Raw genomic sequence first — 23,434 nt, forward strand, 5'->3', positions numbered from 1 at the left:
TGTCATGGAACCCGTGGAGGTCTTTCATCTGATCATATTCGTCGCACTGGTGATTGCGTGCCTTGCCATTCCACTGTGCATCGTTATGCTGGCGTTCTATTTCGTCTTGTGGCTTGTGGAAAGGGGAAGGCCGACCGGCGGCGCGCACGCGCTCCATGGCATGTCGACGGCGCTGAACGCGTTCCTTGGGTTCCTGCTGGTGTTTCTTCTCTATTACGGGGTAACCACAGTGCCGTACATCGGCAACCGCACGTGGTGCAGGTCCCAGTCGCCCGACGGGACGTACAGCCTGAGGGCGGACATGCTGGCCAGCGCCACGATCATGTCCGGGACGCCAACGCGGTTCACGCTGGAGCGTGTCGGTCCTGGGGGCGATGTGCTCTGGAGCCGTCGGTTCGTGGTGTACGTGCCTTACGACGGCGGGTCGTGTGCGGTGGAATGGGGTGACGGTTACGTTGACGTCGGGGCGGATAACCCTCGCTATGAGAAGCAGAAGGACTGCTTCTTCTCGTATTACTGGGGTGACGAGGAGTGATAGGGCGACGAGAAGAAGTCATCGGCTTGTTTTGCGGCTTGCCTTAGCTCTGCGAAACGCTGATCGTCCGCGGTGTAATGCTCCACGTCGATGATGCCGTCGCAATGGTGGATGAAGTCGGCGTCGTGCGATGCCGCGATCACGGTGGAGCCGGATTGCGCGCGCTGGAGCAGCAGTTCCGTCACGAGGTCTCGGTTCGATGCATCCAGTGAAGCGGTCGGCTCGTCGGCGAAAATGTAGGAGGCGTTTTTCCACAGCGCACGGGCTATCCCCACGCGTTGTTTCTCGCCGCCGGAAAGCACTCCCGCCCGTTCGTTCAGCATTCCGTCCAGCCCGACCTGCTGGGCGATGTGATGCAGTTGCGAAGATGCCTGGGGCCGAATCCTCCGGCAGTCGGCGAAGCGAGACATCAGCGTGATGTTGTATGCGACCGTTTCGCTGGGAATGATGCCGTAATCCTGATAGATGAAAGCCGCGTGGTCGTGCCAGAAGTGCCTGCGCTGACGGTCGTTCCAGCTGCGTGTGGGTCTCCCGTCGATCGTCACTTCGCCTTCGGTGGGTTTCAGAAGCAGCCCCATGATGTTGAGAAGGGTCGTCTTGCCGCTGCCGGAACTCCCTTGGAGCGCCCAGATGGCGCCGTCGGGAACTGATTGTGTGATGGCTTCGAACAATGGTCTTTTTCCAATGGTGAATCCAACGTTGTTCAATTCGATCGTCATGGGTTGCTCTCCGCTCTTTTGCGCTGTGATGTGGCTGATGTATCAATCCCACGAGGATCTCTGCGAAGGGATTCCAATGGGATTGCCTCAAGAGGATTTCTGTTTTCGGCGTCCTGCCGTCAATACCGTCAATACCGTCAATCGCTGCGCCGCATGATTACGTCGCGGAAAGCGGCCTTGGCATACAGCATGCATGCGCACGTTTCGATGGCCATCAGGGCGCAGGAAACTGCGATCATCGCATCGATGCCTTGTGTTTGCGCAAAAACCTTGGTGCACAATGTCATCACGGCAAGGGTGATTACCAGTTGAATGATGATTCGCGGTATGAAATGCCTTGCGCAAATGCGCGGATAGGCAACACCGGACGTGTGGCGCAAGAAAATCTCTCGCATATGCTGCCATGACCAGATGCGGGCAGATTCGCCGATGCAATACAAGGCCGTGCATAACGCGCATATCGCGGAGGCTATGTCGACCGTCATCTCGTTGCGTTTTCTTTTCGCGGCGTCGATTGCGGCGTCGCTTACCGTGCTCGCCGAGTAGAACACGCCATCAAGGCCTTCTTCATCGATGATTTTCTCGGCCGATGGCAGGTCGGTGAACACTATGTTGCCTGATGTCAGCGCAGCTTCCAGGAAGTTAACTGTGCTCAGGCCATGCGCGGCGTCGTCGAACACCAGCAGCAACGGATGGTGCACAGTTTTGATGTCTCCGGGATTCGGCGAATGCAGCAGCGCGGGGAAAGCCTGCGAGCCTTGCCATGTGTAAAGCTTGTAGGGCGTGGCGTCGCCGTCAGGGTGCATGAACCACAGTCCGTCATAGTCGTTCAGGGAATCTTGAATTCCCTTGGGGAGGGAGTCGGCATCTATGGGTGACATGGATGCTGTGTTGACCTTCAGAAGATCGAGGAACGTCGAATTGGTAATGATGACATCTTCGAATGGTTGCAATTGCTGGATGATTTGTTCGTCTGTCGGTGGCGCGCCTTCGGATGAGACCATCATTGACCCGACCGAGTACGACAGCGCCATGATGTTGTCATCCTGTGCCCGCTCGAAGAATTTCGCGAACGCCTTGTCATGGGTGCCGTCGTTGTAAGAAGGCTGGATGTCGAAGGTGACCGCGTCCTGGGCGTTGAGCCATACCTCTGCGTCCTTGAGGATGTCGCCGGATTCCGCATAGGCCGAGGCGGACAGGGGGATGGACAGCAGCGCCAGGAAGACACACAGCCATGAGAAGGCTCCGTCGCCTCGACGGATGCGCGTGGATAGATCCTTCCGCGATGCGATTTCTCGGACTTTTGGTATGAACGCGAGGGAAAAGAGCAGGGTGAGCACGGCGGCGATGATGATGAGCGCCGCGATGATCGCAACGCTTGTGGTCGCGAATTCCGCCCAGGCGTGCCAGCTGTGCGATGCCGAAACGATGATGAACGATGCAATCGTTGAGATGGCCGCGGGAATCGCTGCCATTCGAATCATCGACACGAATGAGGCGCGCACAAGGACTGTGGGGGAATCGCCGTTCACGATTCGCACGGAATTGAGGTTGCGGCGCGAGCCTGCCCACGTCCACACCACCACGAAGGTGAGGGAAACAAGGGAAGCTGCGAGGAACAGCACGCCAACATTGTTCGCGACTGCTTCCGTCACACCGGCGATGGGTGAGCGACGTCCACGCGGCTGCACTGTTGCGTTGAGTTCACCCGTGGCCTGTGCGAAAGCGGCAGCTGTCTGTTCGTCGGCGAAAGAATACGATCCGGAAAGATTGCTGAGCCCCAGATCCTGCCAGGACCTGACAGTCGCATGGCGGCCATTGTGAAACCACTCGGGTTGGTTGGATTGAAACGCGGTGTTCTCGGCCTCTTCGGGCTCATTGCCGAACCATGTGATGGAGAGGCCGTTCGCGGCATCGCCGGGGTCCGTCTTCGTCAGGAGGAAGTATCCGGATGGCGTATTCTGGGCCGCGGAAGCGAGATGAGCGGCGACATCTTCTTTTCTGAGGGTGGTTTGCGAGAAGTCCGCGTAGCTGGCGACCTGTGTGCCCCAGGGGTAAATCTGTTCGTTGGAGTCAACGCAGAAGCCCGCGAACACCACGCACAGCGCGCAGAACAGGAGCCACCATGCTTGGACAGCTCGTTTTGCCATGATGCCCGACCTATCGTTGCTTTATTAATGCTTTATTGATCGCTGAAACGCATATGGAAAGAGAATGGTGGGGGTGACGCGCCGCCGGCTCAGCCTTCGGGCGAGCAGAGCCGATAGTAATAATGCGATTGAAAGCCGAGGGTGATGTTAAGTCCCATGTTTGTTCTCCTTTTTCGTTTTCATTGTATGCCGGTGTTCTGCGTGTCGCAGCGGGTATCGGCATTTGATGGCTATTGGACTTTTCGTCAGCGGGCGTTGCAAGTGACGCGCTCGCTGACGGCAGTGGCGTGGCCGTCTGTGGCGGGGCTGTATGCGGGGTTGTGATGATGTTGTGTGTGGGTGTGTCCTGGGCGCTTGCTTGTTATGCTCTTTTCAATTCTGGTTGTGCGGGCCGCTGGTGTCCCGTGACCGGGTTGCGTCGGATTAGAGAGCCGAGTCAAGGGAGGCTGGGGATGCGTAGGATAGTTGCCGGATGGCGTTCGGTGCGTGATGGTGTGCGCCGTGGCGGTGCGCGGGACGCGTTCCTGCGTGTGCTTGCGAGCGCGGTGGCTTTTGTGATGGCGTTGGCCTGTGGGGTCGCTCCGGCATTGGCTGAGGAAACAGGCGGCTCGAGTGGCGCGAGTTCCTCCTCGGATTCTTCATTGGATGTGTGGTTTTATGATTCTGCGGGCTGGGCGAGCCCGTTTTTCTATTACTACACGGATGACGCTCAGCCGGTGTCGTGGCCTGGGGTGGCGATGGAGGATGCCGGCGGCGGCTGGTACAGATATGAGGTGACGGGTCTCGATTCAGTGAAAGGCATTTTCAGTGATGACGGTGCGAGTCAGTCTCCGGGCCAGGGCGAGCCGGGACTGAGCTTAACGGGCGGTGATGCCGGCAGCGTGTGGGTTGTGGGCGGGCGGGTGTATGACCATCAGCCCGAAGGTGTAACGGTGCACTATTTCGATTACGGCTCGTGGGGCAACGTGAATTTGTATTGGTATGACTCCACGGGGGCTACCGGACCGGCATGGCCTGGCGCCAGGATGTTTGCGGATGGGGACGGCTGGTGGAGCAGGACGGTGTTCGGTATGGGCGACGGCTTGAAGGTCCTGTTTAGCAACGGAGCAGATGCGCAGGTTCCGGCGCGCATGGAGGACGGGTTCCCCGTGTCCGGTGAGATGTGGTACAGGGGTGGTGAGTGGAGCGACGCGCGCCCTGAGGGAATCACGGTGATGTTCCACAAACCAGACGGGTGGGGCGATCCGCGCGTGTATTACTACAAGGATGCTTCCGATACGGGGCCGGCATGGCCTGGCGTTGCGATGGAGGAGTTGTCGGACGGCTGGTGGATTTATCGGATTGAGAAGTATTCGCAGGCTCGGATTGTGTTTACAGACGGGAGTAGTCAGATTCCAGGGCGCATGGAGCCGGGTTTGGAAGCCAGCGGCGTGATGTGGTACAGGGACGGCGCGTGGGTGGACGGCGAGACCGATTCGGACGCGGACGGGCTTGCCGATTGCATGGAGCTTGTGCTGGGCACGGACCGGAGCAACCGGGATTCGGATGGTGATGGTCTGCCGGATGGGTTCGAGCAGGGGAAGGCGGGCACCGACCCGCTGAACATGGATTCGGACGGTGACGGCGTTGCGGACGGGGGCGCGGACCCGGATTCGGACAGCTTGACGAACCTGCGGGAGCAGGGTCTGGGTACTGACCCGCTGGAATCGGACACGGACAAGGATGGCGTGGATGACGGTTCTGAACTGGGGTTGGGCACCGACCCATTGAACGCGGACTCGGACAAGGACGGTCTGAATGACGGCGCGGAGACGGTGCTGGGATTGGACCCTCATGTGGGGGATTCGGATGGCGACGGCGTGCCGGACGCATCGACCAACATGTCGCGGACGCTGGACAAGGTGGATATCAATGATCTGTCCGGCGTGGGCGGCATAGGCTCCGACCTGCTCGACGGGAAGAATCTGGCTGTGCCTTCGCTTACGGTGACTGGCGCGGCGCGGGATGTGGCCGGCGTGTCGGTGGATGGGTACGACGGGTGGATGCTGGGCGATGCGCGTGGCTACGTCGGCCGGGTCATCCACGTCGATGGTTCGTTCTCTTCGGGTACCCTCACGTTCACACTTTCTGGCGATTACACACTCAACGAGTATGCGCTTCCCGACGGCACCACGTCGAACGGCCTTCTTGTCATGCACTCCACGGGCGGGCAGGCCGAGGCGTTGGACGCTGCGTGGGATGGGAAGGCGCGCAGCCTGTCCGTGCCAGTGGCGGAAGGCGGCTACTACTTCGTGTTTGACTTCATCGCTTGGGCCAGCAGCATCGGTCTGGAGCCCATCGGGGATAACACGAGCGGTGTCGATGACAGTGAGGATGCCTCCGTCTCCGCGGCAGCGACGGTCGCGCCGTTGCGGGCGCCGTCCCTGTCGGACACCTCAATCGCCACGTGGGATGTGAAGGGGCAGGCGGACATCGTGTTCGCCATCGACACGACCAGCAGTATGTATGGCGCGATAAGCAACGTGAAAACCAACGTGGAAGAGTTCGTCGACAGGATCGACGGCACGGATGTTTCCGCCAGCCTCGCCCTCGTCAGCTTCAGAGACACGACCGCGGACGGATCCGACAGCACGCAGGTTGTGCGGAACAACGGGTCGGCATGGTATACGGATCTCAGCCTGTTCAAGCAAGCCATCGATGGGCTTGCCGTGGACGGGGGAGGCGATGACCCCGAAACCCCGCTGGATGCCCTCGGCGAGGTGCTGGACATGGACTCCCGTAGCGGCGCGGAGAAGTTCGTCGTCCTTGTTACCGACGCGGGTGCGAAAACCAACAATTCGCATGGCTTGGCCGACATGCAGGATGCCGCTGACAAACTGGCCGCGGCCGGCTGGCATGTGAGCGTAGTCACGACGGCATCGCACAAGGCCGAGTATCAGGCGATGTGGGAGACGACCGGTGGCATGTGGGTGGATTTGAACGGCGACTTCCAGGCTCAACTTCTGCAGATAGCCGACGGGGTGCATGACAAGACGGCCGATGGTCAGTGGGTCGTTCTGGGCGACTGCGTCGGAGGGGCCACTTTCCTGCCCAGAGTAGTGCGCCTCGCGGCGCCCCTTGCCGAGGACGGAACGGACACCGACGGGGACGGTGCCGGCGACCTGGCCGAGCTTGGCGGCGTGGTTGCGTCTGCCACTGTTGATGTGCGTCCCTGGGCGGAGAGGCTCGCTCGGAGCGGGTTGCCGACCGCCGTGTACTCGCTGCCCGCGCTGCCCGTCTACATGGATTACGTATCCGATCCCACCAAGACGGACACGGACGGCGACTTTGACCATGATGCCTGCGGCGGGCCCGTGACCTCCGCAGTCGAGGATTGCGAAACCGACCCCCACCCGAGGTCTTTCACTCTCAACGACAACTTCATCGACAAACTCGGACAGCTCGAGGAACTCGCCTATGACTACACGAGTGCCAGGACTGTGAATGTGACACTAGTCCGGTACAGCCTCCCCTATGAGTATTGGCTTGTATTCATGTTTTTACGGCAATTCAATGATGCCTATGTCGGTGGATTGCACAATCCGAAGGATTTTCTGATGTGGGATTTTACTGGTGGAATGGTGAACTCCGATTTCGTCGCGTATGTGGAGAAACGACAGAACAGATATCCGGGGCTATACGAGTATTTCTCGGGAAAGGCCACAATCCATGCCGATACGGCTGACGGAGCTGTGGATTTGCCGCATTTCGGAGCGACTCTCACGGGACTCATCTACAATACAAAAGTAGCCGTGGCGGAGGATGGAATCGTTTTGGGGAACAATATGCTGTACGTACTTTTTGAAGCATATGTTCTGGCCGCCAGCGAGACGGTCTTTGATGATTTGAGCGGTTGGGCTGGCGACTTGCAGACGATTATGAAATCTGCATATACAAGTACCTCCAGCTACAAAATCTATTATGACGACCTTTATGCCTTGATAGGTGGTGACCCGCAGAAAGGATTCGGCCCTGGCGATGTCTATGCCGACATTGATGCGAAAAACATTTCTGAGAAACTGAAAGGAACAAACCGGGCTCTTGCCGATAACATGAGCGATTACTACAGCAAATACGGTGAGTGCCAGAGTCGTTCTGCAACCTTCATCGCTGGAAGAAGCGAAGATGCATTGAACCGAGACATCCGCGTGTACACAAACAGCACATATCACGGTATTCCCCATGTTCTCTTTCTGAAATTCGGCTTCACCAAGATAAAATCCGTTCACTCGGAGGCGGCAGCCGACGCGTTCGCCAACTACCTTCTGAGCCATATGTGAGAGAAGGACGCCATGCGTAACGATATGGAGGCACAGACGCCATTTGGCGATGCGAGGGTCGGTTCCGGCCGAACCATGCACAGCGGGAGGTCGCGGAAGCGACTGATTTCCAAGTTCGTGGCCATTCTTGTCCTGTTTCCGCTGGTGGTTTGGTGTTTCAGGATCCCACTGACGGTGAACCTGCGCAGCGAGCTTCTTCCGGATTCGTGGGATGGCGGTGAAGCCTGGCTTGAGGAGAGGCCGCACTGCTGGGCATGGAAAACATGCATGACCGTCACCTATTTCTCACCTGATAAGTCCGCTGACAATGGAGTGGGCACGCAGACCTTCATCCTTCCCACATGCGCCACGGATTTTCCGGCCTTTACAACGAACGGCGAGGATGCGCTCATTGTCACCTACCCGGATTGCGGGAGGGGACGAGCGACGTTTCGCATTTATCCTGAGGATTTCACGTCTCATGGCAAGGATGAGGTGGACTGACATGAATCATCGCGAGACCTTGGTCGGTTTGGAGGCGGGGTTGGCATGAATCGTCTCGATTCTGAGATTTATCCGAAAAGGAACCAGACATGACGCCCTCCATGATTCTTACTGAGCTCGCCGCTGTGCTGATGGTCGTCATCCTGTTACTGTTAGTGGCTCTGTTTGTTGCGTTGCCCGTGCTCGTCGTCATTGTGATTGTCATGAGTGTCAACATCGCCCGTCATCGCCGGACGGGTGTCGTGTCCGGCGCGCAGTCGCAGACGCGCAGCCTGTCCTGGGTCATGAATGCGATGCTGATTGACCTTCTTGTCCTTCTGGTTCTCGCCGCCGTCATCTGGCTTCCTCCGCTTGCCGGCCGCACATGGTGCCGGTCCGAGTCGCCTGACGGTGCCTACGCGGTCACGGTCGATAAGATGACATCCCTGCCGGCCACATGGGACGGTGTGCCGGTGACGGTCACCATGACCCACGCCGTTGATGGTGGGCGAACGGAGAAGGCTAGTTTCCAAGCCGTGATGGAGGACACCGACACCATCCACTACGAGTGCGTCGTCACTTGGCAGCCCGATCATGTCGCCATCGGTTCTCGGGCGAAGAATCCCGACTCCTTTGATGATGCTGGGGCCGTGACGTTCTTCCATGTGTATTGGGATGATGTGGAGTTCTCATGACATCTCCTGTTGCCCTTCGGTGCGCGTTGCTGCGGCGGCTTGCGTTCGCGCGCTGGAACGCTGCCCGTATTTTTACTGATTTTCTCATGGGGTGAGGTTGGAGATGAAACGATTGAGATTTCCGGCTGCGAGCGCCGTCCGGGCGAGTGGTGGCGATCCGACGGCGGATGGAATCGGGCGACGCGTAGTGGTGAAGTTCGTTGCGGCGATTCTGCTCCAGCTGCTGGTGGCGGCCTTGTGCTTCCAGATTCAGTTGGGCTTCTATGACCAACCCGCTGGCAATTCCGGCTGGGACGCCATCAGGACGACGTGTCCCGGCGTTGCAGGCACATGTCTGCTCCTGTGGGCGAACTGGGATGATGCCGATGGCGGACGGACTTTCGTCGTTCCGGAGTGCGCGACGGGCGACCCGGCCTTGGCCGACTCCTACGACCGTGTACGACGTCTCGGCGGGAAGCCTGGCGGCAGGTATGTGCGCGTCTCCTTCCCAGGCTGCCCGTCGGATGAGGCCTTCCTCGTCCCCGTCACCGACTGAACGGGAGGGTGTCATGGAACCCGTGGAGGTCTTTCATCTGATCATATTCGTCGCACTGGTGATTGCGTGCCTTGCCATTCCACTGTGCATCGTTATGCTGGCGTTCTATTTCGTCTTGTGGCTTGTGGAAAGGGGAAGGCCGACCGGCGGCGCGCACGCGCTCCATGGCATGTCGACGGCGCTGAACGCGTTCCTTGGGTTCCTGCTGGTGTTTCTTCTCTATTACGGGGTAACCACAGTGCCGTACATCGGCAACCGCACGTGGTGCAGGTCCCAGTCGCCCGACGGGACGTACAGCCTGAGGGCGGACATGCTGGCCAGCGCCACGATCATGTCCGGGACGCCAACGCGGTTCACGCTGGAGCGTGTCGGTCCTGGGGGCGATGTGCTCTGGAGCCGTCGGTTCGTGGTGTACGTGCCTTACGACGGCGGGTCGTGTGCGGTGGAATGGGGTGACGGTTACGTTGACGTCGGGGCGGATAACCCTCGCTATGAGAAGCAGAAGGACTGCTTCTTCTCGTATTACTGGGGTGACGAGGAGTGATAGGCGACGAGTTGCCGGGGCGATGGGGTGATGGGATGTGCACGGTGGAATCGGGCGGGCGCGGCATAGATATCCTTCGAGAACGCCATCGGCCGCGGATTCATATTTCTCGATCGTCGTGTCGTCATCATCGCCGGAGTACCTGAAGCTGAAAAGATACTGGGTCAGGTCATCCAACGTCGTTGAGGGTGTGTTGTCCGAGTTGCTTTTGTTGTCTTGCATCATCTCTCGCCTCGTGCCCATGCAGAGTCCGTAACCAACGCTAACGTCGACGGAACCGATGCGCCGTTGCGCAAAGGCCTCCGGCCATCCTTGAGGCACCTAGAGTTTCCGTGTTCTTATGCAACCTACTTTTCCGTAATGTAACATGAGGAAGATATTCGGCGCCATGATGCTGCGGATATCAGGAGGTGACGGTTCGATGATTCGTTTCATCGCGGAAGAGATGCATGCATGTCGTCGCCAATGGATCGCATTGGGCGTATTCCTGGCGGTGGCGGTGTGTCTGCTGTGCCTGTCGATCGGCTTCATCGCCGCCGGCGCCCCCTATGCCGATGACCTTGACTTTGGATTGCGCGACATTGGTGAGGAATACATCTCCCTAGGCGGTATGCAACTGGCTTTCATTGCGTTCGGGGTGCTGGCCATCGTCCCCGCCGTTGTTTCCACGTCAATCGCCGTGGATTCGCCGCGCATCGCGCGGTGGCAGCTGGCGGGTGCCAGTGTCAGGCAGAGTCAGGGTTTGTACTGGTGCTCTCTTGTCATCGATGCCGTCATCTTCAGCATTCTCGGTGGCCTGGTCGCCTGGTTTCTGTGGCCGGCTTACTCGTCGTGGGCCCTTCGCGTATCGTTTCCCTCGATCGATGAAATGCACGAATCGATTTCCGCCATCGCGCTTCCGATCGGTATCGCTGCCGGCATAGCGGTGACGGCGCTTGCCGGAGCGGCCAGCATGAGGTCCATCTCCCACATCGATATCGCCACGGTCGTGCGCGACACGGGCCTGTCGAGAACGCGCCACCACCCTGTGCGTCTTCTTTTGGGTATCGCCGTGGCGGTAGGAATCATCACCGGATATGTAGCGATTTCGAAGCAGCCATCCACCATTTCCTCCGACACCTTGGACGGCCTGATGGCGGCCTATTGGGGCTGCGCCTTGGGTTGGCTTCTTGCACTCGCATTGTGCGAATCCGCTGTTGTGCCTCTTGCCGTCGCAGTCGTGTCCCGTCTCATCCCGCAATCGGGAGGACTGGGCTCCTTCTTGGCGTGCGGCTCTGCCAGGCGTCGCATCCGCATGTCGACCGCCATGGTGACGCCTATCTGCGTGGCGGCGGGTACCGTCGGCGCCATCATGGGGCTTGTACGGCAGATCAGGAACGTCTCACGTGCCCGGGGCGTTCCCGAATCCGAGTTGCAGGTGACTCCCGCCGGGCAAATCGTCTTCGAATTCATGTCACCGATCATCCTCGCCGCGGTCGCGGCGTTTTGCATCATCGTCATCACAGGCGCTCAACGTAAAACCGATACTGCACTGCTCATGGTCGCCGGCGTTCCGCGGCGTGCCATCATCGCGTCCGGCTTTGTGGAAGCCTTCGTTTATTCCCTCGTCGCGGCCATCCTGACCGTTGCGATTCTCGAAGTCAATGCGCTGGCCATCGGTGCGGCGTTGGGCGCAGGACCAGTTCCGGGCGCCGGCTATGCGGGCATCAACTCCAGTGCGTTCTGCATCATCGCAGCGGGATTTGCACTTCTCGCAATCCTGCTCGTTTCAATACTCGCCTTACAAACACAGCGCGATCCGCTCACTATCGTTCGTGCAACGGACAGATAACGAGTGGTGACGCGGAGATCCCGTTCGTGATACCACGATTCCCGCGCCTCCATCCATATCTTCACTCATCACACATGTCTAACAGACTCAAGGACCAGCCATGATTTCTCACAACAACACAAAAACCGACGCAACCGCAAGCGATGCACCTGAATCGGCCGAAGACTGGCGGCCAGTACAAGCGCAAGGCGTGATTAAGCGATTCCGCCTCGGCAGGCGCAAGGAATGGAACGAGGTGCTCCACGGCGTGGATTTTTCCGCAGATGTTGGTGAATTCGTCTCCATCGTAGGGCCGTCCGGTTCCGGGAAATCCACACTGCTGTACTGCCTGTCGGGACTGGAAAGCGTGGACGGAGGAGCGGTACGGCTTGGCGGAACCGACATCACTCGCATGTCGCGCCAAGATGTGTCTGTGGTCAGGCGTGATACCGCGGGTTTCATCTTCCAGGACTACAACCTCATCGATTCGCTGACCGGGCGGGCGAATATCGAGTTGTCGCTGCGCCTGTGCGGACATCGTGCAGGCCAGGCGCGGCGGCTGGCGGAGGATGCGATGGGTCGTCTCGGCGTGGGGTATCTCGCTGGCGCATATCCATCCGATATGTCGGGTGGCGAACGTCAGCGCATCGCCATCGCGCGCACTCTCGCGTGCTCGCCAGGCATTGTGTTCGCCGACGAGCCGACGGGTGCACTCGATTCGAAGAACGCGGACATCGTGGTCGGCCTTCTCAGGCAGATCGCCGAGACGGGCACCACCGTCGTCATGGTCACGCACAGCCTCGAGCTCGCCGCCCGTACCGACCGCACGGTGGTTCTGCGTGACGGCAGGATCGTCGATTCCATCGCGCATGCCGACTAGCCGATTCGCCGCCTGTTGCGTGTTCCCGCGGTGTGAAAATGCACGGCAGGCAATAGCATGGGATGCGATGGAATCGAGTATGGAACAACTTTGCACATCGCACACGCGGCATGCGGCACCGGTCCTGCCGGTGAGCGACGAGTCGCTGGCGCAGGCAGAACGCATCATTGCAGCAGGCGGTCTCGTGGTCATTCCCACGGACACGATTTACGGCATTGCGTGCAATCCGACCAACAATGCGGCAATCGACCGTCTTTTTACGGTCAAGCGCCGTCCGCGTACCAAGTCCCTGCAGGTGCTGTTGGATTCCCCAGACAGGTTGGCATCTTTAGGCCTGAGCCTGCCTGCGCCTTTGGATGTCCTTGCTGCGCGATTCTTGCCCGGCCCATTCTCGCCGATTTGCCTCGCGGGCGAGCAATGCCCGCTTGCCACGGTGCGCGTCGACGACCGCACGCAGGCCGTGCGTGTGCCTGATTCCGATGTGACGCGGCGCATCATCGCAGCCGTGGGGCCGCTCGCAGCATCCAGCGCCAACATCTCAGGCGGCGAATCATGCGCTACCGTCGAGCAGGCGAAACAGCAGTTGGGCGATTCCGTTGACTTGTACCTTGACGGCGGGCCAACGCCAGGACCGGTGGCGAGCACCATCGTGACGGCGGATCCGACTGGTGCCGATGGCATTCGCATGGTGCGCGAAGGCGTGATTAAAGAATCAGCGATCCGAGCGGCGTTGCATGCCGCTATCGCTGCGCGCAACGCTGATGGAGAAGCGCACAGCAAGGATCTCAGTAAGGCGACCGCATGAGAATCTACTTGTTCATTGCTGTCATCGCCTGTGCCTTCACGTGGCTTCTCACGCCGCTTGTGCGGCACTTGGCGATTCAATTCGGTGCCGTCGGCAAGGTGCGCGCCCGCGACGTGCACACCATCCCCACGCCTCGCATGGGTGGAGTCGGCATGCTCGCGGGCTTCGTGGCGGCGATTGTGTTCGCCTCACGGCTGCCATTCATTTCCAATGCGTTCATCGGCAACGACGAGGCGTGGATCGTCACAATCGGCGCGGTGCTCATCGTGGCGCTTGGCGTGCTTGATGACATTTTTGATCTTGATTGGATGCTCAAACTCGCCGGGCAGCTTGGCGTTTCCGTATTTGTTTCGTGGGGCGGCATTCGCATTGTGTCGCTGCCGTTCGGGTCTCTTGTCACAGCGTCATCCAGCTTGTCGGCAGCGTTTACGGCACTCGTGCTCGTCGTGTCCATCAATGCGGTGAATTTCGTCGACGGCCTCGATGGCCTTGCGGCGGGCATCGCGGGCATTGGTGGCATCGCGTTCGGGGCATATTCCTACATGATTGCGCGGCATTCCCCCAGCTACGCGTCCATTGCCACGCTCATCGACGTGGCGCTCGTGGGCGTGTGCGTGGGATTCCTGTTGCACAACTGGCATCCGGCGAAATTGTTCATGGGGGATTCCGGATCCATGTTGCTGGGATATCTCGTCACCTGCGCATCCGTCATCATGACCGGCCATCTCGACCCCGCCACTCTTCACACGAGCCAGTATGTGCCTGCCATCATGCCGGTGCTTCTGCCGCTGTTTGTGCTGTTCCTGCCGCTGCTCGACATGATTCTCGCCGTTGTGCGACGCTTGGCGCGCGGCCAGTCACCGATGCACCCGGATCGTCAGCATCTGCATCATCGCATGCTGCGCATCGGGCATTCCGTGCAGGGTGCCGTGCTCATCCTGTGGGCGTGGGCGGCGCTGTTTGCGTTTGGCTCGCTGCTCACGATGTTCTACACCTGGCAGAAGGTGGTGGGGCTGTGCTTGTGCGCGGCGGCGGTGCTCATCGTGCTCACGATGCGCCCATGGTTGGTGCAGCGCGTGCGTGTGAATCGGCAGCTCAATAAGCCGGGGCATCATCATGATTGATCGCATGCGTGATGATGGCGGTGCCGGTGCCGGTGCCGGTGCCGGTGCCGGTGGTTGTGACAGCAGCAGCCGCGGCGGCGAACGCAACGGTGGCCGGCGTGGCGGTCGCGACCGCAGCGGTGGCGAACGCAGCGGTGGCGAACGCAATGGTGACCGCGACTGCGGTATGCGCGGCAATTCCCCTCTCGCCCGTGCCCTGCGCCGGGCGGCCGCATGGTCGTCAGCGGTGATTGTCGGCGGATTCGCAATCGCCGCAGTGGTGCTCACTCTGACGTTCCACGCTCAGGCGGCGGCTCTTATCTCTCTTGCGATCGCAGGTGTGTTGGCGCTGTTCGTGTGCGAGGCGACACCGTTGATTGCTGCGCGATCCGCGTCGCGAGGCGCGCGGGGCGCTGACCTTTCCAGGCGCATGGTCGCATGGTGGGGTGTGAAAATCGTGCTTGTTATGGTGGGTGTGTGGGCTGTGATTGCGTTCATGCCCGCGGGTGTACTTGACAGGTGGGTTTTCGGCGTGGCCCTTGCCGCCGGCGTAGTGGTGGGGGACAACGTGAACGTGCTGGCGCTTCATTCCGCGCGTATTCCCGTGCTTGATGACTTCAATCCTGGCGATTCTGCGCGCACATCCGGACCTGCGCAAGTGTGAGATTCGCCCGCATTCAATGGTGAATGTGGATGCGTTCAAAGGCTGATTCTCACGCGTTCGACGGTGAAGAAGGCGCAGGTCGGATTTCATTTCATCCCACGGCGAAACGTTGCGGCGTGTCTGAGGATTCGACGTGTCGAAGTCGTGCGTGACCCATAAAGTATTTTTATGGCTTTCGATAACACAGCTGACAACAACTACAATCCACTTCCCGCGCCATTCCAGAAGCTGGGATTGGCTTATGATGACGTCCTGCTGCTCCCGAACGAGTCCGATGTCATTCCCTCTGAAGTTGATACATCCACCCATCTCACCCGCAACATCACGATGAAGTCCCCGGTGATTTCTGCCGCAATGGACACCGTGACCGAAGCCCAGATGGCCATCGCCATGGCCCGCAACGGCGGCATCGGTGTGTTGCACCGCAATCTTTCCATCGAAGACCAGGCCAACCAGGTCGACATCGTCAAGCGCAGTGAATCCGGCATGATCACCGATCCGCTCACCGTGCAGCCCGAAGCCTCCCTCACGGAACTCGACAAGCTGTGCGGCGCCTACCATGTCTCCGGCCTGCCAGTCGTCGACAACGAGAACCATCTCGTCGGCATCATCACCAACCGCGATATGCGCTTCGTCGACCCCGCTGATTACGACACGCTCAAGGTCAAGGACATCATGACCAAGGACAACCTCGTGACCGGCCCGGCGAACATCTCCAAGGAGGACGCCCACAAGCTCCTCGCCCAGCACAAGGTCGAGAAGCTGCCGCTCGTCGATGACGAAGGCAAGCTCGCCGGCCTCATCACCGTCAAGGACTTCGTGAAGACCGAGCAGTACCCGGACGCCACGAAGGATGAGCAGGGACGTCTGCGCGTCGCAGCCGCCGTCGGTTTCTTCGGCGATGCTTGGCAGCGTTGCACCGCTCTGGTGGACGCTGGCGTGGATGTGCTCGTCGTCGACACCGCTCACGGCCATGCCAAGCTCATGATCGACATGATCAAGCGCCTGAAGGCTGATCCCGCATTCCGCGGCGTGGACATCATCGGCGGCAACGTCGCAACCCGCGAAGGCGCACAGGCCCTCATCGACGCTGGCGTTGACGCTGTCAAGGTGGGCGTCGGCCCCGGCTCCATCTGCACCACGCGTATCGTGGCTGGCGTGGGCGTGCCGCAGCTGACCGCCGTGTATGACGCAGCCCAGGCGTGCAACCCGGCGGGCATCCCGCTCATCGCCGATGGCGGCATTCACTACTCCGGCGACATTGCCAAGGCAATCGTGGCTGGCGCTGACTCCGTGATGCTCGGCGGCCTGCTCGCAGGCACCGAGGAAGCTCCGGGCGAGAAGGTGCTGCTGCACGGCAAGCAGTACAAGGTCTACCGTGGCATGGGCTCCATGGGTGCCATGGCGCCGCGCGGCAAGAAGTCCTACTCCAAGGACCGCTACTTCCAGGCCGATGTCACCAGCAACGACAAGGTCGTGCCGGAAGGCGTCGAAGGCGAAGTGCCGTACCGCGGCTCCCTCAACTACGTGCTGTATGAACTCGTCGGTGGTCTGCACCAGACGATGTTCTACACCGGTTCCCGCACGATCCCCGAGCTCAAGCAGAAGGGTCGCTTCGTGCGCATCACCGACGCCGGTCTGCGCGAATCCCACCCGCATGACATCGTCATGACCAAGGAAGCCCCGAACTACACCGGTTTCCACGAGTGATCCGCACGGTTTAGGCGGTTTGCTATCGGTGGTGATCCGCGCGGTTCGCTAACCGCCCGCTTTAGACGGTCCGTCCGGTTCATTCCCCACCGATTGTTAGTCGGCAACCCCCACGGTTCATAAAACCGTTAGCTCAAAGCCCCGCGTCTGCTCTTGCAGTCGCGGGGCCTTTGCATGCGCTGGCAGGTGGGGCAGTGCGGGGCTGACGCGAGGCGCAGGCTGTGTCACCGCTGGCTTCTGCCGCCGAGGGTGCATTGTTGTGCTCCCTGGGTGCTAGATAGCTTGGGTTGGGGCTGCAGCCGGCGGGGTTTCCGCTGCCGAGGGTGCAGGATTGTGCTCCTTGGGCATGGGAAAGGCCGGTTGAGGTTGCAGCTGGTGTGGGTGTCTGCCGCCGAGTGTGCGGGATTGTGCTCCTTGGGTGAAGGATGGCGCGGTGATGATGGCAGTTTGCGACCGCATCTGCATCCGAGGGTGCAATGTTGTGCTCCCTGGGCGTGGGGTGGGACAGCTGGAGCTGCAACCGGCGGGGGTTTCTGCCGCCGAGGGTGCAGTGTGGTGCTCCTTTGGCCTGGGAAGGCCGGTTGGGGTTGCGGCTGGCGTGCGCATCCGTTGCCGAGGGTGCGGGATTATGCTCCCTCGGCGTGGGATAGGTGCGTCGGGTTAGCCCCAAGCGTGCGCATCCGTTGCCGAGGGTGCAGGATTGTGTGCCTTGGGTGAAGGATGGCGCGGTGATGATGTCAGTTTGCGACCGCATCTGCATCCGAGGGGGCAGTGTCGTGCGCCCTCGGCGCGGGTTGGGGTTGCGATGAGATCAGTCGACGTGTGTATCTGCGCCGAGGGTGCAGGAGTGCGTTCCCTGGGCGTGGGTTAGGAGGGCGGAGGCGGTGGCTGGTGTGCGCATCCGTTGCCGAGGGTGTGGGATTATGCTCCTTGGGTGAAGGATGGTGCGGTGATGGTGGCGGTTTGCGACCGCATCTGCTGCCGAGGGTGCAGTGTGGTGCTCCCTGGGCGCGGGTTGGGGTTGCGATGAGATCAGTCGACGTGTGTATCTGCGCCGAGGGTGCAGGAGTGCGTTCCCTGGGCGTGGGTTAGGAGGGCGGAGGCGGTGGCTCTGGTGTGCGCATCCGTTGCCGAGGGTGTGGGATTATGCTCCTTGGGTGAAGGATGGCGCGGTGATGATGTCAGTTTGCGACCGCATCTGCTGCCGAGGGTGCAGGAGTGTGTTCCCTGGGCGTGGGTTAGGCGGGTTGAGGTGGTGGCTGGCGTGCGCATCTGCTGCCAAGGGTGCGGGATCATGCTCCCTCGGTGGGGGATAGGTGGGTTGGGTTAACCCCAAGCGTGCACATCCGTTGCCGAGGGTGCGGGATTGTGCTCCCTGGGTGTTAGTTATGACGGCTGTGCGTGGCTGAGAGCTGCTGACTTGCGGTTGAGGGTGTGTAATGCTGCACCATCGGCACTGATTATTGAAGCATTTGCTGTCTGGGGAAGGCGGCGAGACATTGTGGAAATCGTCCCTGTGGATAACTCCCTCAGGTATTGATACCCCCGTATTTAAGCCCTAATTGGCAATCTCGATTGCTGAAGCAGATGCCAGTTATCAACATTTGTCAAAATGCCCCCTGCGCGCCGGCGTATTTTGGTACGGTGCCTGCATGAGCACGAAGAAATCACGATTGCTTGAGCAATCAGAAAGAATCCATTTCGAATCGACCAAAGTCGCATTGCTGCGCAAACGCGCAGAGACCTTGGCGCGCTGCCGTGAAGCGCAAAGCCGCACATCACGGCAGCTGGTTTTCGGCCTTGACACCGCGCTGGAATTGCTATGCATCGAGGTGCCGCGTGAAGTCGAAGAACAGTTGCGGTTGCGCCGCCGTGCGCCATTCCCGTCATCAGCGTCTACGCAATGTTCGCCCTCGAATGGCTGGAGAGATGAGGCCGCGGAGCCAACTCCAGCCGAGGACCTTGTCATCCTTGCCGATTCACGTGCGTCGCGCCGACGAATGCGGGGATTGCGGTGCGTACAGTGGAGCCATCCGGTGGAAACCATTACCAGTTGCGGCATCACGTGTGTTGCTCCGCTTGACACGTGGCTGATGTTCGCGTCGTATGTGGGACTGACGGAACTCGTGTTGCTCGGTGATGCGATGATGCGCCGCGATGCCGATATGCGATGGCTGTCTCTTGATGATTTCGATCGAAGGATGCGCGAATTTGAGCGGGACCTTGAGTATAAAGGTCTGTCAGCTCCGAGAGGATTGCGCAACTGCCGCCGTGCACTGCGCCTCATGCGTGAAGGGGCGGATTCGCCGCCCGAGACACAGGTGCGGCTTCTGCTGGAGAGTTACGGCCTGCCGTGTCCCGCGGTCAACATGCCGGTTGATGTTACGGATGAGCGTGGTGCGAAGCAACGCTATTATCTCGACCTTGCATTTCCGCAATGGCGCGTCGCTGTGGAATACGACGGACGGCATCATGCAGAGGCGTGGGAAAACGATCAGCGGCGCATAAAATTGCTTGGCGATGCGCAATGGTCGCTGATTAACGTGACACGGAATGACTTGTATGAGGAAAGTCGGCGGGAAGGCTTGGTGCGCAGCGTGGTCGACCGCATTGCACGGCGCGGTGGCAAGGTGACGCCGCTCGGGATGCCAATGAGCTTGCGTCAGTTGACCGACCGCAGACGATCGCGTGCTCGGCTGGGTGATAGGGAAGGGCAATGATGACGGTTGAGGGTGCGGGATTGTGCGCCCTCGGCGGGGTTGGCATGATGACGAGGGCAGTTGGCGCGGGCATTTGCTGTCGAGGGGGCAATGTTGTGCTCCTTGGATGCGGGTTGGATGGGGTTGAGGCTGCGGTTAGTGGATGTATCTGCTGCCGAGGGCGCGGGATTGTGTGCCCTCGGTGGGGTTGGCGTGGTGATGGGGCGGTTGGCGCGGGCATCTGTTGCCGAGGGTGCGGGGTTGTGTGCCGTGGGCGGAGGATGGGGTGGGGATGGGTGTGGCTGGTGTAGGTTTCTGCGGGCGAGGGTGCAAAATGATGATCCCTGGGCGTGGGTTGTGTGGGTTGGGGTGGTGGTTGGCGGGGGTATCTGCTGTCGAGGATGCAGTGTTGTGCTCCCCGGGCATGGGTTAGGTGGGTTGGGGTTGCGGCCAGCAGGGGCACCTGTTGTCGAGGGTGCAGTGTGGTGCTCCCTGGGTGTGTGATGGGGTGACGTTTAGAGTGATTGGCGGGGCTTTCTGCTGCCGAAGGTGCATTGTAGTGCTCCTTGGGCGTTGATTGGCGTGGTGATTGTGACGACGGGTAGGGGTATCTGCGGCTGAGGGGTGCAATGTTGTGTGCCCTCGGCGCGGGTTGGGGCTGCGATGAGATCAGTTAGCGCGGGCATCTGTTGTTGAGGGTGCAGGGCCGTGCACCTTGGGCGCGGGGTAGCGTGGCGAGGGAGGCAGCCAGCGCGTGTATCTGCTGCCGAGGGTGCGGGATTGTGCGCCTTGGGTGAAGGATGCTGTGGTGATGAGTGTGGTTGGCGCGCGCATTTGCTGCTGAGGGTGCGGTGTTGTACACCCTGGGCGTGGGATAGGTGGGTTGAGGTTGCGGATAGCGTGGGCATCTGCTGCCGAGGGTGCAGGAATGTGTTCCTTGGGCGTGGGTTGGCGCGGCGATGGGGTGGTTGGCGTGGTCATCTGTTGCCGAGGATGCGGGGTTGTGCGCCTTGGGCGCAGGTTGGGGCTGCGATGAGATTAGTTGACGCGCGTATCCGTTGATGAGGGTGCGGGATTGTGCGCCTTGGGTGAAGGATGCTGTGGTGATGAGTGTGGTTGACGCGCGCATCTGTTGTCGAGGGTGCAGGGCCGTGCGCCCTGGGCGCGGGTAGCGTGGTGAGGGAGGCGGCCAGCGCGTGTATCTGCTGCCGAGGGTGCAGTGTTGTGCGACCTCGGTGGGGTTGGCGCGGTGATGGGGGCGGTTGGCGCGGGTATCTGCGGCTGAGGGGTGCAATGTTATGTGCCCTCGGCGCGGGTTGGGGCTGCGATGAGATCAGTTGGCGCGGGCATCTGTTGCTGAGGGTGCGGTGTTGTGTGCCTTGGACAGGGGATGGAGTGGTGATGGAGATGGTTGATGGGGTTTTCTGCGGTTGAGGGTGCAGTGTGGTGCTCCCCGGGTGCAGGTTGTGCGGGTTGGGGTTGTGACAGGCAGTGGCATTTGTGGGCGAGGGTGCAGGGTCGTGCTCCCTGGGCATGGGTTAGGCGGGCTGGGACGGTGGTTGGTGTGGGCATCTGCTGTTGAGGGCGCGGGGTCGTGCTCCCTGGGCATGGGTTAGGTGGGCTGAGGCTGTGGTTGGCGCGGCTATCTGCGGCCGAGGGTGCGGGGTTGTGTGCCTTGGGCGCGGGTTGGGTTGTTATTAGGGACAGTTGGTGTGGGCATCTGTTGCCGAGGGTGCAGGATTGCTCACCCTCGGCTCAGCAACCGATGTGTCGTTGGTGTTTCTATGCGGTAACAGTTGATAGATACACGAAACCTTTCTCCCTGTCAGATGAAACAGCCCATTTCTAGTGTTGGCACTGTCAAAGTTCCTAACGATCAGTGATTGTGCATGCCGCTCGTGCAACGCAAATGTGCCGTGCAGCGCACATGTGCTGTGAGGCGTGAATGTGCATTGAGAAGAGAGAAAGGCAGTGACATGACAAGCGACATTGCAAGTGCGATTTCCGACAGCGTGTTCGGAGTGTGGTACATACTCGGCGCCACGATGGTGTTTTTCATGCAGGCAGGCTTCGCGATGGTCGAGGCGGGCTTCACGCGAGCGAAGAACGCCGGCAACATCATCATGAAGAACCTCATGGATTTCTGTATTGGCACCGTGGCGTTCCTGTTCCTGGGCTACGGCCTCATGTGTGGTGAGGATGCCGTGGGCGGCTTCCTCGGCAAGCCCACCCTGGGCATGCTGTCCACGAGTGGATTCGATAGCGTCGATTGGTCGAACTTCTGGTTCCAGCTTGTGTTCTGCGCCACGGCCGCGACAATCGTCTCCGGCGCCATGGCAGAGCGCACGAAGTTCATTTCATACGTGATTTATTCATTCTTCATTTCGTTCGTCATCTATCCGATCGAAGCCCACTGGGTGTGGGGCGGCGGTTGGCTGAGCCAGCTGGGTTACTTCGATTGGGCAGGCTCCACCGTCATCCACATGGTCGGCGGCGTAACCGCTTTGATCGGCGCCATCTTCCTGGGACCGCGCATCGGCAAGTACACGAAGAGCGGCAAGGCTAACGTCATCGCCGGTCACAACATCACCATCGGTGCCCTCGGCTGCTTCATCCTGTGGTTCGGTTGGTATGGCTTCAACGGCGCTGCAGGCACTTCCGTCGCGCAGGTCGCGCAGATTTTCGTGACGACGACGATTGCCCCGGCGGTCGCTTGCTGCACGACGATGTTCTTCACGTGGATCAAGGACGGCAAGCCGGATGTGGGCATGACGCTGAATGCCTCGCTCGCAGGCCTCGTCGGCATCACCGCTCCGTGTGCCGTTGTGGATTCAATCGGCGCGATCATCATCGGCATCATCTGCGGCATCCTCGTGGTGCTGTCGGTGGAATTCGTTGACACCAAGCTCCACATCGACGATCCGGTCGGCGCATTCTCCGTGCACGGCCTGTGCGGTCTGTTCGGCGGCATCGCCGTGGGCCTGTTCGCCAATCCGAACATCGCTTCCGAATACGGTGTCGAAGTCGGCGCCGGCCTGTTCTACGGCGGTGGTTTCAAGCAGCTGGGCATTCAGCTGCTCGGTTGCGTGGCCATTCTCGCCTGGACCATCGTGTGCGCCATCGTGCTGTTCGCGATTCTGCGCGCCACCGTCGGTCTGCGTGTGAGCGCCGACGAGGAGGTCACTGGCCTCGATGTCTCCGAACACGGTCTGGCCACTGCATATGCAGGCTTCCTGCCCACCGTCCCCGCAATCGCCTCCCAGACCACGGGTGGCGTGGATGTGAAGGATCTCAAGCCTGTGCCGGTCAAGACGCCGGGCACCACGATGACGAAGATCACCATCATGTGCAAGGAAGACAAGTTCGTGGAGCTCAAGGACACCTTGGCGCGCATCGGCGTGACGGGCATGACGGTCAGCAATGTGCTGGGCGCTGGCGTGGAGGCTGGCAAGACCGGCCAGTTCCGCGGCGTCAAGACGAACTTCAACCTGCTGCCCAAGATCCAAGTCGACATCGTGGTGTCTGAAGTCGACCCCAAGCTCGTGGTCGCCGCAGCCACCAAGGTGCTGCGTTCCGGCGAGAAGGGCGAACCGGGCGACGGCAAGATCTTCATCTCCGCAGTGTCTGACACCTACCGTGTGTCCACCGGTGAGGATGGCGTTGCCGCGCTCGACATGACCGTGCGCTGATGCCGCGGCGATGCCGTTTGGCAAGGTGCGCTGTCCGCAGTGATTTGGCTCAACGCCAATCAGCCTGCATGTTGATCAGGCTGCGTGTTGATCAAACTGAGGTCTGATCAAGCTG

Annotated in this window: 16 protein-coding genes; 14 read left to right on the forward strand and 2 right to left on the reverse strand. The window is 60.3% G+C overall.

The genetic code is table 11. The annotated features are described in order from the left end of the window. Positions 1 to 4: 4 nt before the first annotated feature. Positions 5 to 535: a hypothetical protein gene (locus CLV65_RS06095; protein ID WP_094691870.1), complete on the forward strand. Its 531-nt coding sequence runs from the start codon at positions 5 to 7 to the stop codon at positions 533 to 535. Here the strand turns inward: CLV65_RS06095 and CLV65_RS06100 are convergent. Further along, the gene (locus tag CLV65_RS06100) at positions 514 to 1,254 is read right to left on the reverse strand and encodes an ABC transporter ATP-binding protein (RefSeq protein WP_094691871.1); all 741 of its coding nucleotides are present in this window, start codon (positions 1,252 to 1,254) and stop codon (positions 514 to 516) included. The two genes, CLV65_RS06095 and CLV65_RS06100, sit on opposite strands and share 22 nt — an antisense overlap. A 137-nt stretch (positions 1,255 to 1,391) precedes the next feature. Then, positions 1,392 to 3,404, reverse strand: coding sequence for a hypothetical protein (locus CLV65_RS06105; protein ID WP_094691872.1), 2,013 nt, complete (start codon positions 3,402 to 3,404; stop codon positions 1,392 to 1,394). A gap of 452 nt (positions 3,405 to 3,856) precedes the next feature. On the opposite strand from CLV65_RS06105, the gene CLV65_RS06110 reads away from it, so the two are divergent. The 13 genes from CLV65_RS06110 to CLV65_RS06170 all read left to right on the forward strand — a co-directional run bounded on the left by CLV65_RS06110 (position 3,857) and on the right by CLV65_RS06170 (position 23,319). Continuing rightward, positions 3,857 to 7,723 carry a starch-binding protein gene (locus CLV65_RS06110; RefSeq protein WP_158216109.1) on the forward strand — a complete coding sequence of 1,289 codons (3,867 nt, stop codon included), beginning with the start codon at positions 3,857 to 3,859 and terminating at the stop codon, positions 7,721 to 7,723. Between the two features lie 12 nt (positions 7,724 to 7,735). Next, positions 7,736 to 8,206: a hypothetical protein gene (locus CLV65_RS06115; protein ID WP_144441910.1), complete on the forward strand. Its 471-nt coding sequence runs from the start codon at positions 7,736 to 7,738 to the stop codon at positions 8,204 to 8,206. A gap of 89 nt (positions 8,207 to 8,295) precedes the next feature. Next, on the forward strand, positions 8,296 to 8,880 hold the full coding sequence (locus tag CLV65_RS06120; protein ID WP_094691875.1) for a KH domain-containing protein: 585 nt from the start codon (positions 8,296 to 8,298) through the stop codon (positions 8,878 to 8,880). A 103-nt stretch (positions 8,881 to 8,983) separates the two neighbouring features. After that, the gene (locus tag CLV65_RS06125) at positions 8,984 to 9,415 is read left to right on the forward strand and encodes a hypothetical protein (protein ID WP_144441911.1); all 432 of its coding nucleotides are present in this window, start codon (positions 8,984 to 8,986) and stop codon (positions 9,413 to 9,415) included. 13 nt (positions 9,416 to 9,428) lie between these two features. Next, positions 9,429 to 9,959, forward strand: coding sequence for a hypothetical protein (locus tag CLV65_RS06130; protein WP_094691870.1), 531 nt, complete (start codon positions 9,429 to 9,431; stop codon positions 9,957 to 9,959). 367 nt (positions 9,960 to 10,326) lie between these two features. Continuing rightward, complete coding sequence (locus tag CLV65_RS06135) at positions 10,327 to 11,790, forward strand: FtsX-like permease family protein (protein ID WP_144441918.1); 1,464 nt, start codon at positions 10,327 to 10,329, stop codon at positions 11,788 to 11,790. Positions 11,791 to 11,890: 100 nt separating this feature from the next. Further along, positions 11,891 to 12,649, forward strand: coding sequence for an ABC transporter ATP-binding protein (locus CLV65_RS06140; protein WP_094691934.1), 759 nt, complete (start codon positions 11,891 to 11,893; stop codon positions 12,647 to 12,649). A 79-nt stretch (positions 12,650 to 12,728) separates the two neighbouring features. After that, complete coding sequence (locus CLV65_RS06145) at positions 12,729 to 13,454, forward strand: L-threonylcarbamoyladenylate synthase (protein WP_094691933.1); 726 nt, start codon at positions 12,729 to 12,731, stop codon at positions 13,452 to 13,454. Next, a complete protein-coding gene (locus CLV65_RS06150) occupies positions 13,451 to 14,578 on the forward strand; it encodes a glycosyltransferase family 4 protein (protein ID WP_094691932.1) in 1,128 nt (375 codons plus the stop codon). The genes CLV65_RS06145 and CLV65_RS06150 overlap by 4 nt, the downstream gene beginning before the upstream one ends. Next, on the forward strand, positions 14,571 to 15,221 hold the full coding sequence (locus CLV65_RS06155; protein WP_094691931.1) for a hypothetical protein: 651 nt from the start codon (positions 14,571 to 14,573) through the stop codon (positions 15,219 to 15,221). The genes CLV65_RS06150 and CLV65_RS06155 overlap by 8 nt, the downstream gene beginning before the upstream one ends. A gap of 168 nt (positions 15,222 to 15,389) precedes the next feature. After that, the gene (gene guaB / locus CLV65_RS06160; protein ID WP_094691930.1) at positions 15,390 to 16,931 is read left to right on the forward strand and encodes an IMP dehydrogenase; all 1,542 of its coding nucleotides are present in this window, start codon (positions 15,390 to 15,392) and stop codon (positions 16,929 to 16,931) included. 1,652 nt (positions 16,932 to 18,583) lie between these two features. Then, complete coding sequence (locus CLV65_RS06165; protein ID WP_094691929.1) at positions 18,584 to 19,651, forward strand: hypothetical protein; 1,068 nt, start codon at positions 18,584 to 18,586, stop codon at positions 19,649 to 19,651. A 1,955-nt stretch (positions 19,652 to 21,606) separates the two neighbouring features. After that, the gene (locus CLV65_RS06170; RefSeq protein WP_094691928.1) at positions 21,607 to 23,319 is read left to right on the forward strand and encodes an ammonium transporter; all 1,713 of its coding nucleotides are present in this window, start codon (positions 21,607 to 21,609) and stop codon (positions 23,317 to 23,319) included. Positions 23,320 to 23,434 lie beyond the last annotated feature (115 nt).

This window comes from Pseudoscardovia suis, assembly GCF_002797875.1.
GTDB classification, from domain to species: Bacteria; Actinomycetota; Actinomycetes; order Actinomycetales; family Bifidobacteriaceae; genus Pseudoscardovia; species Pseudoscardovia suis.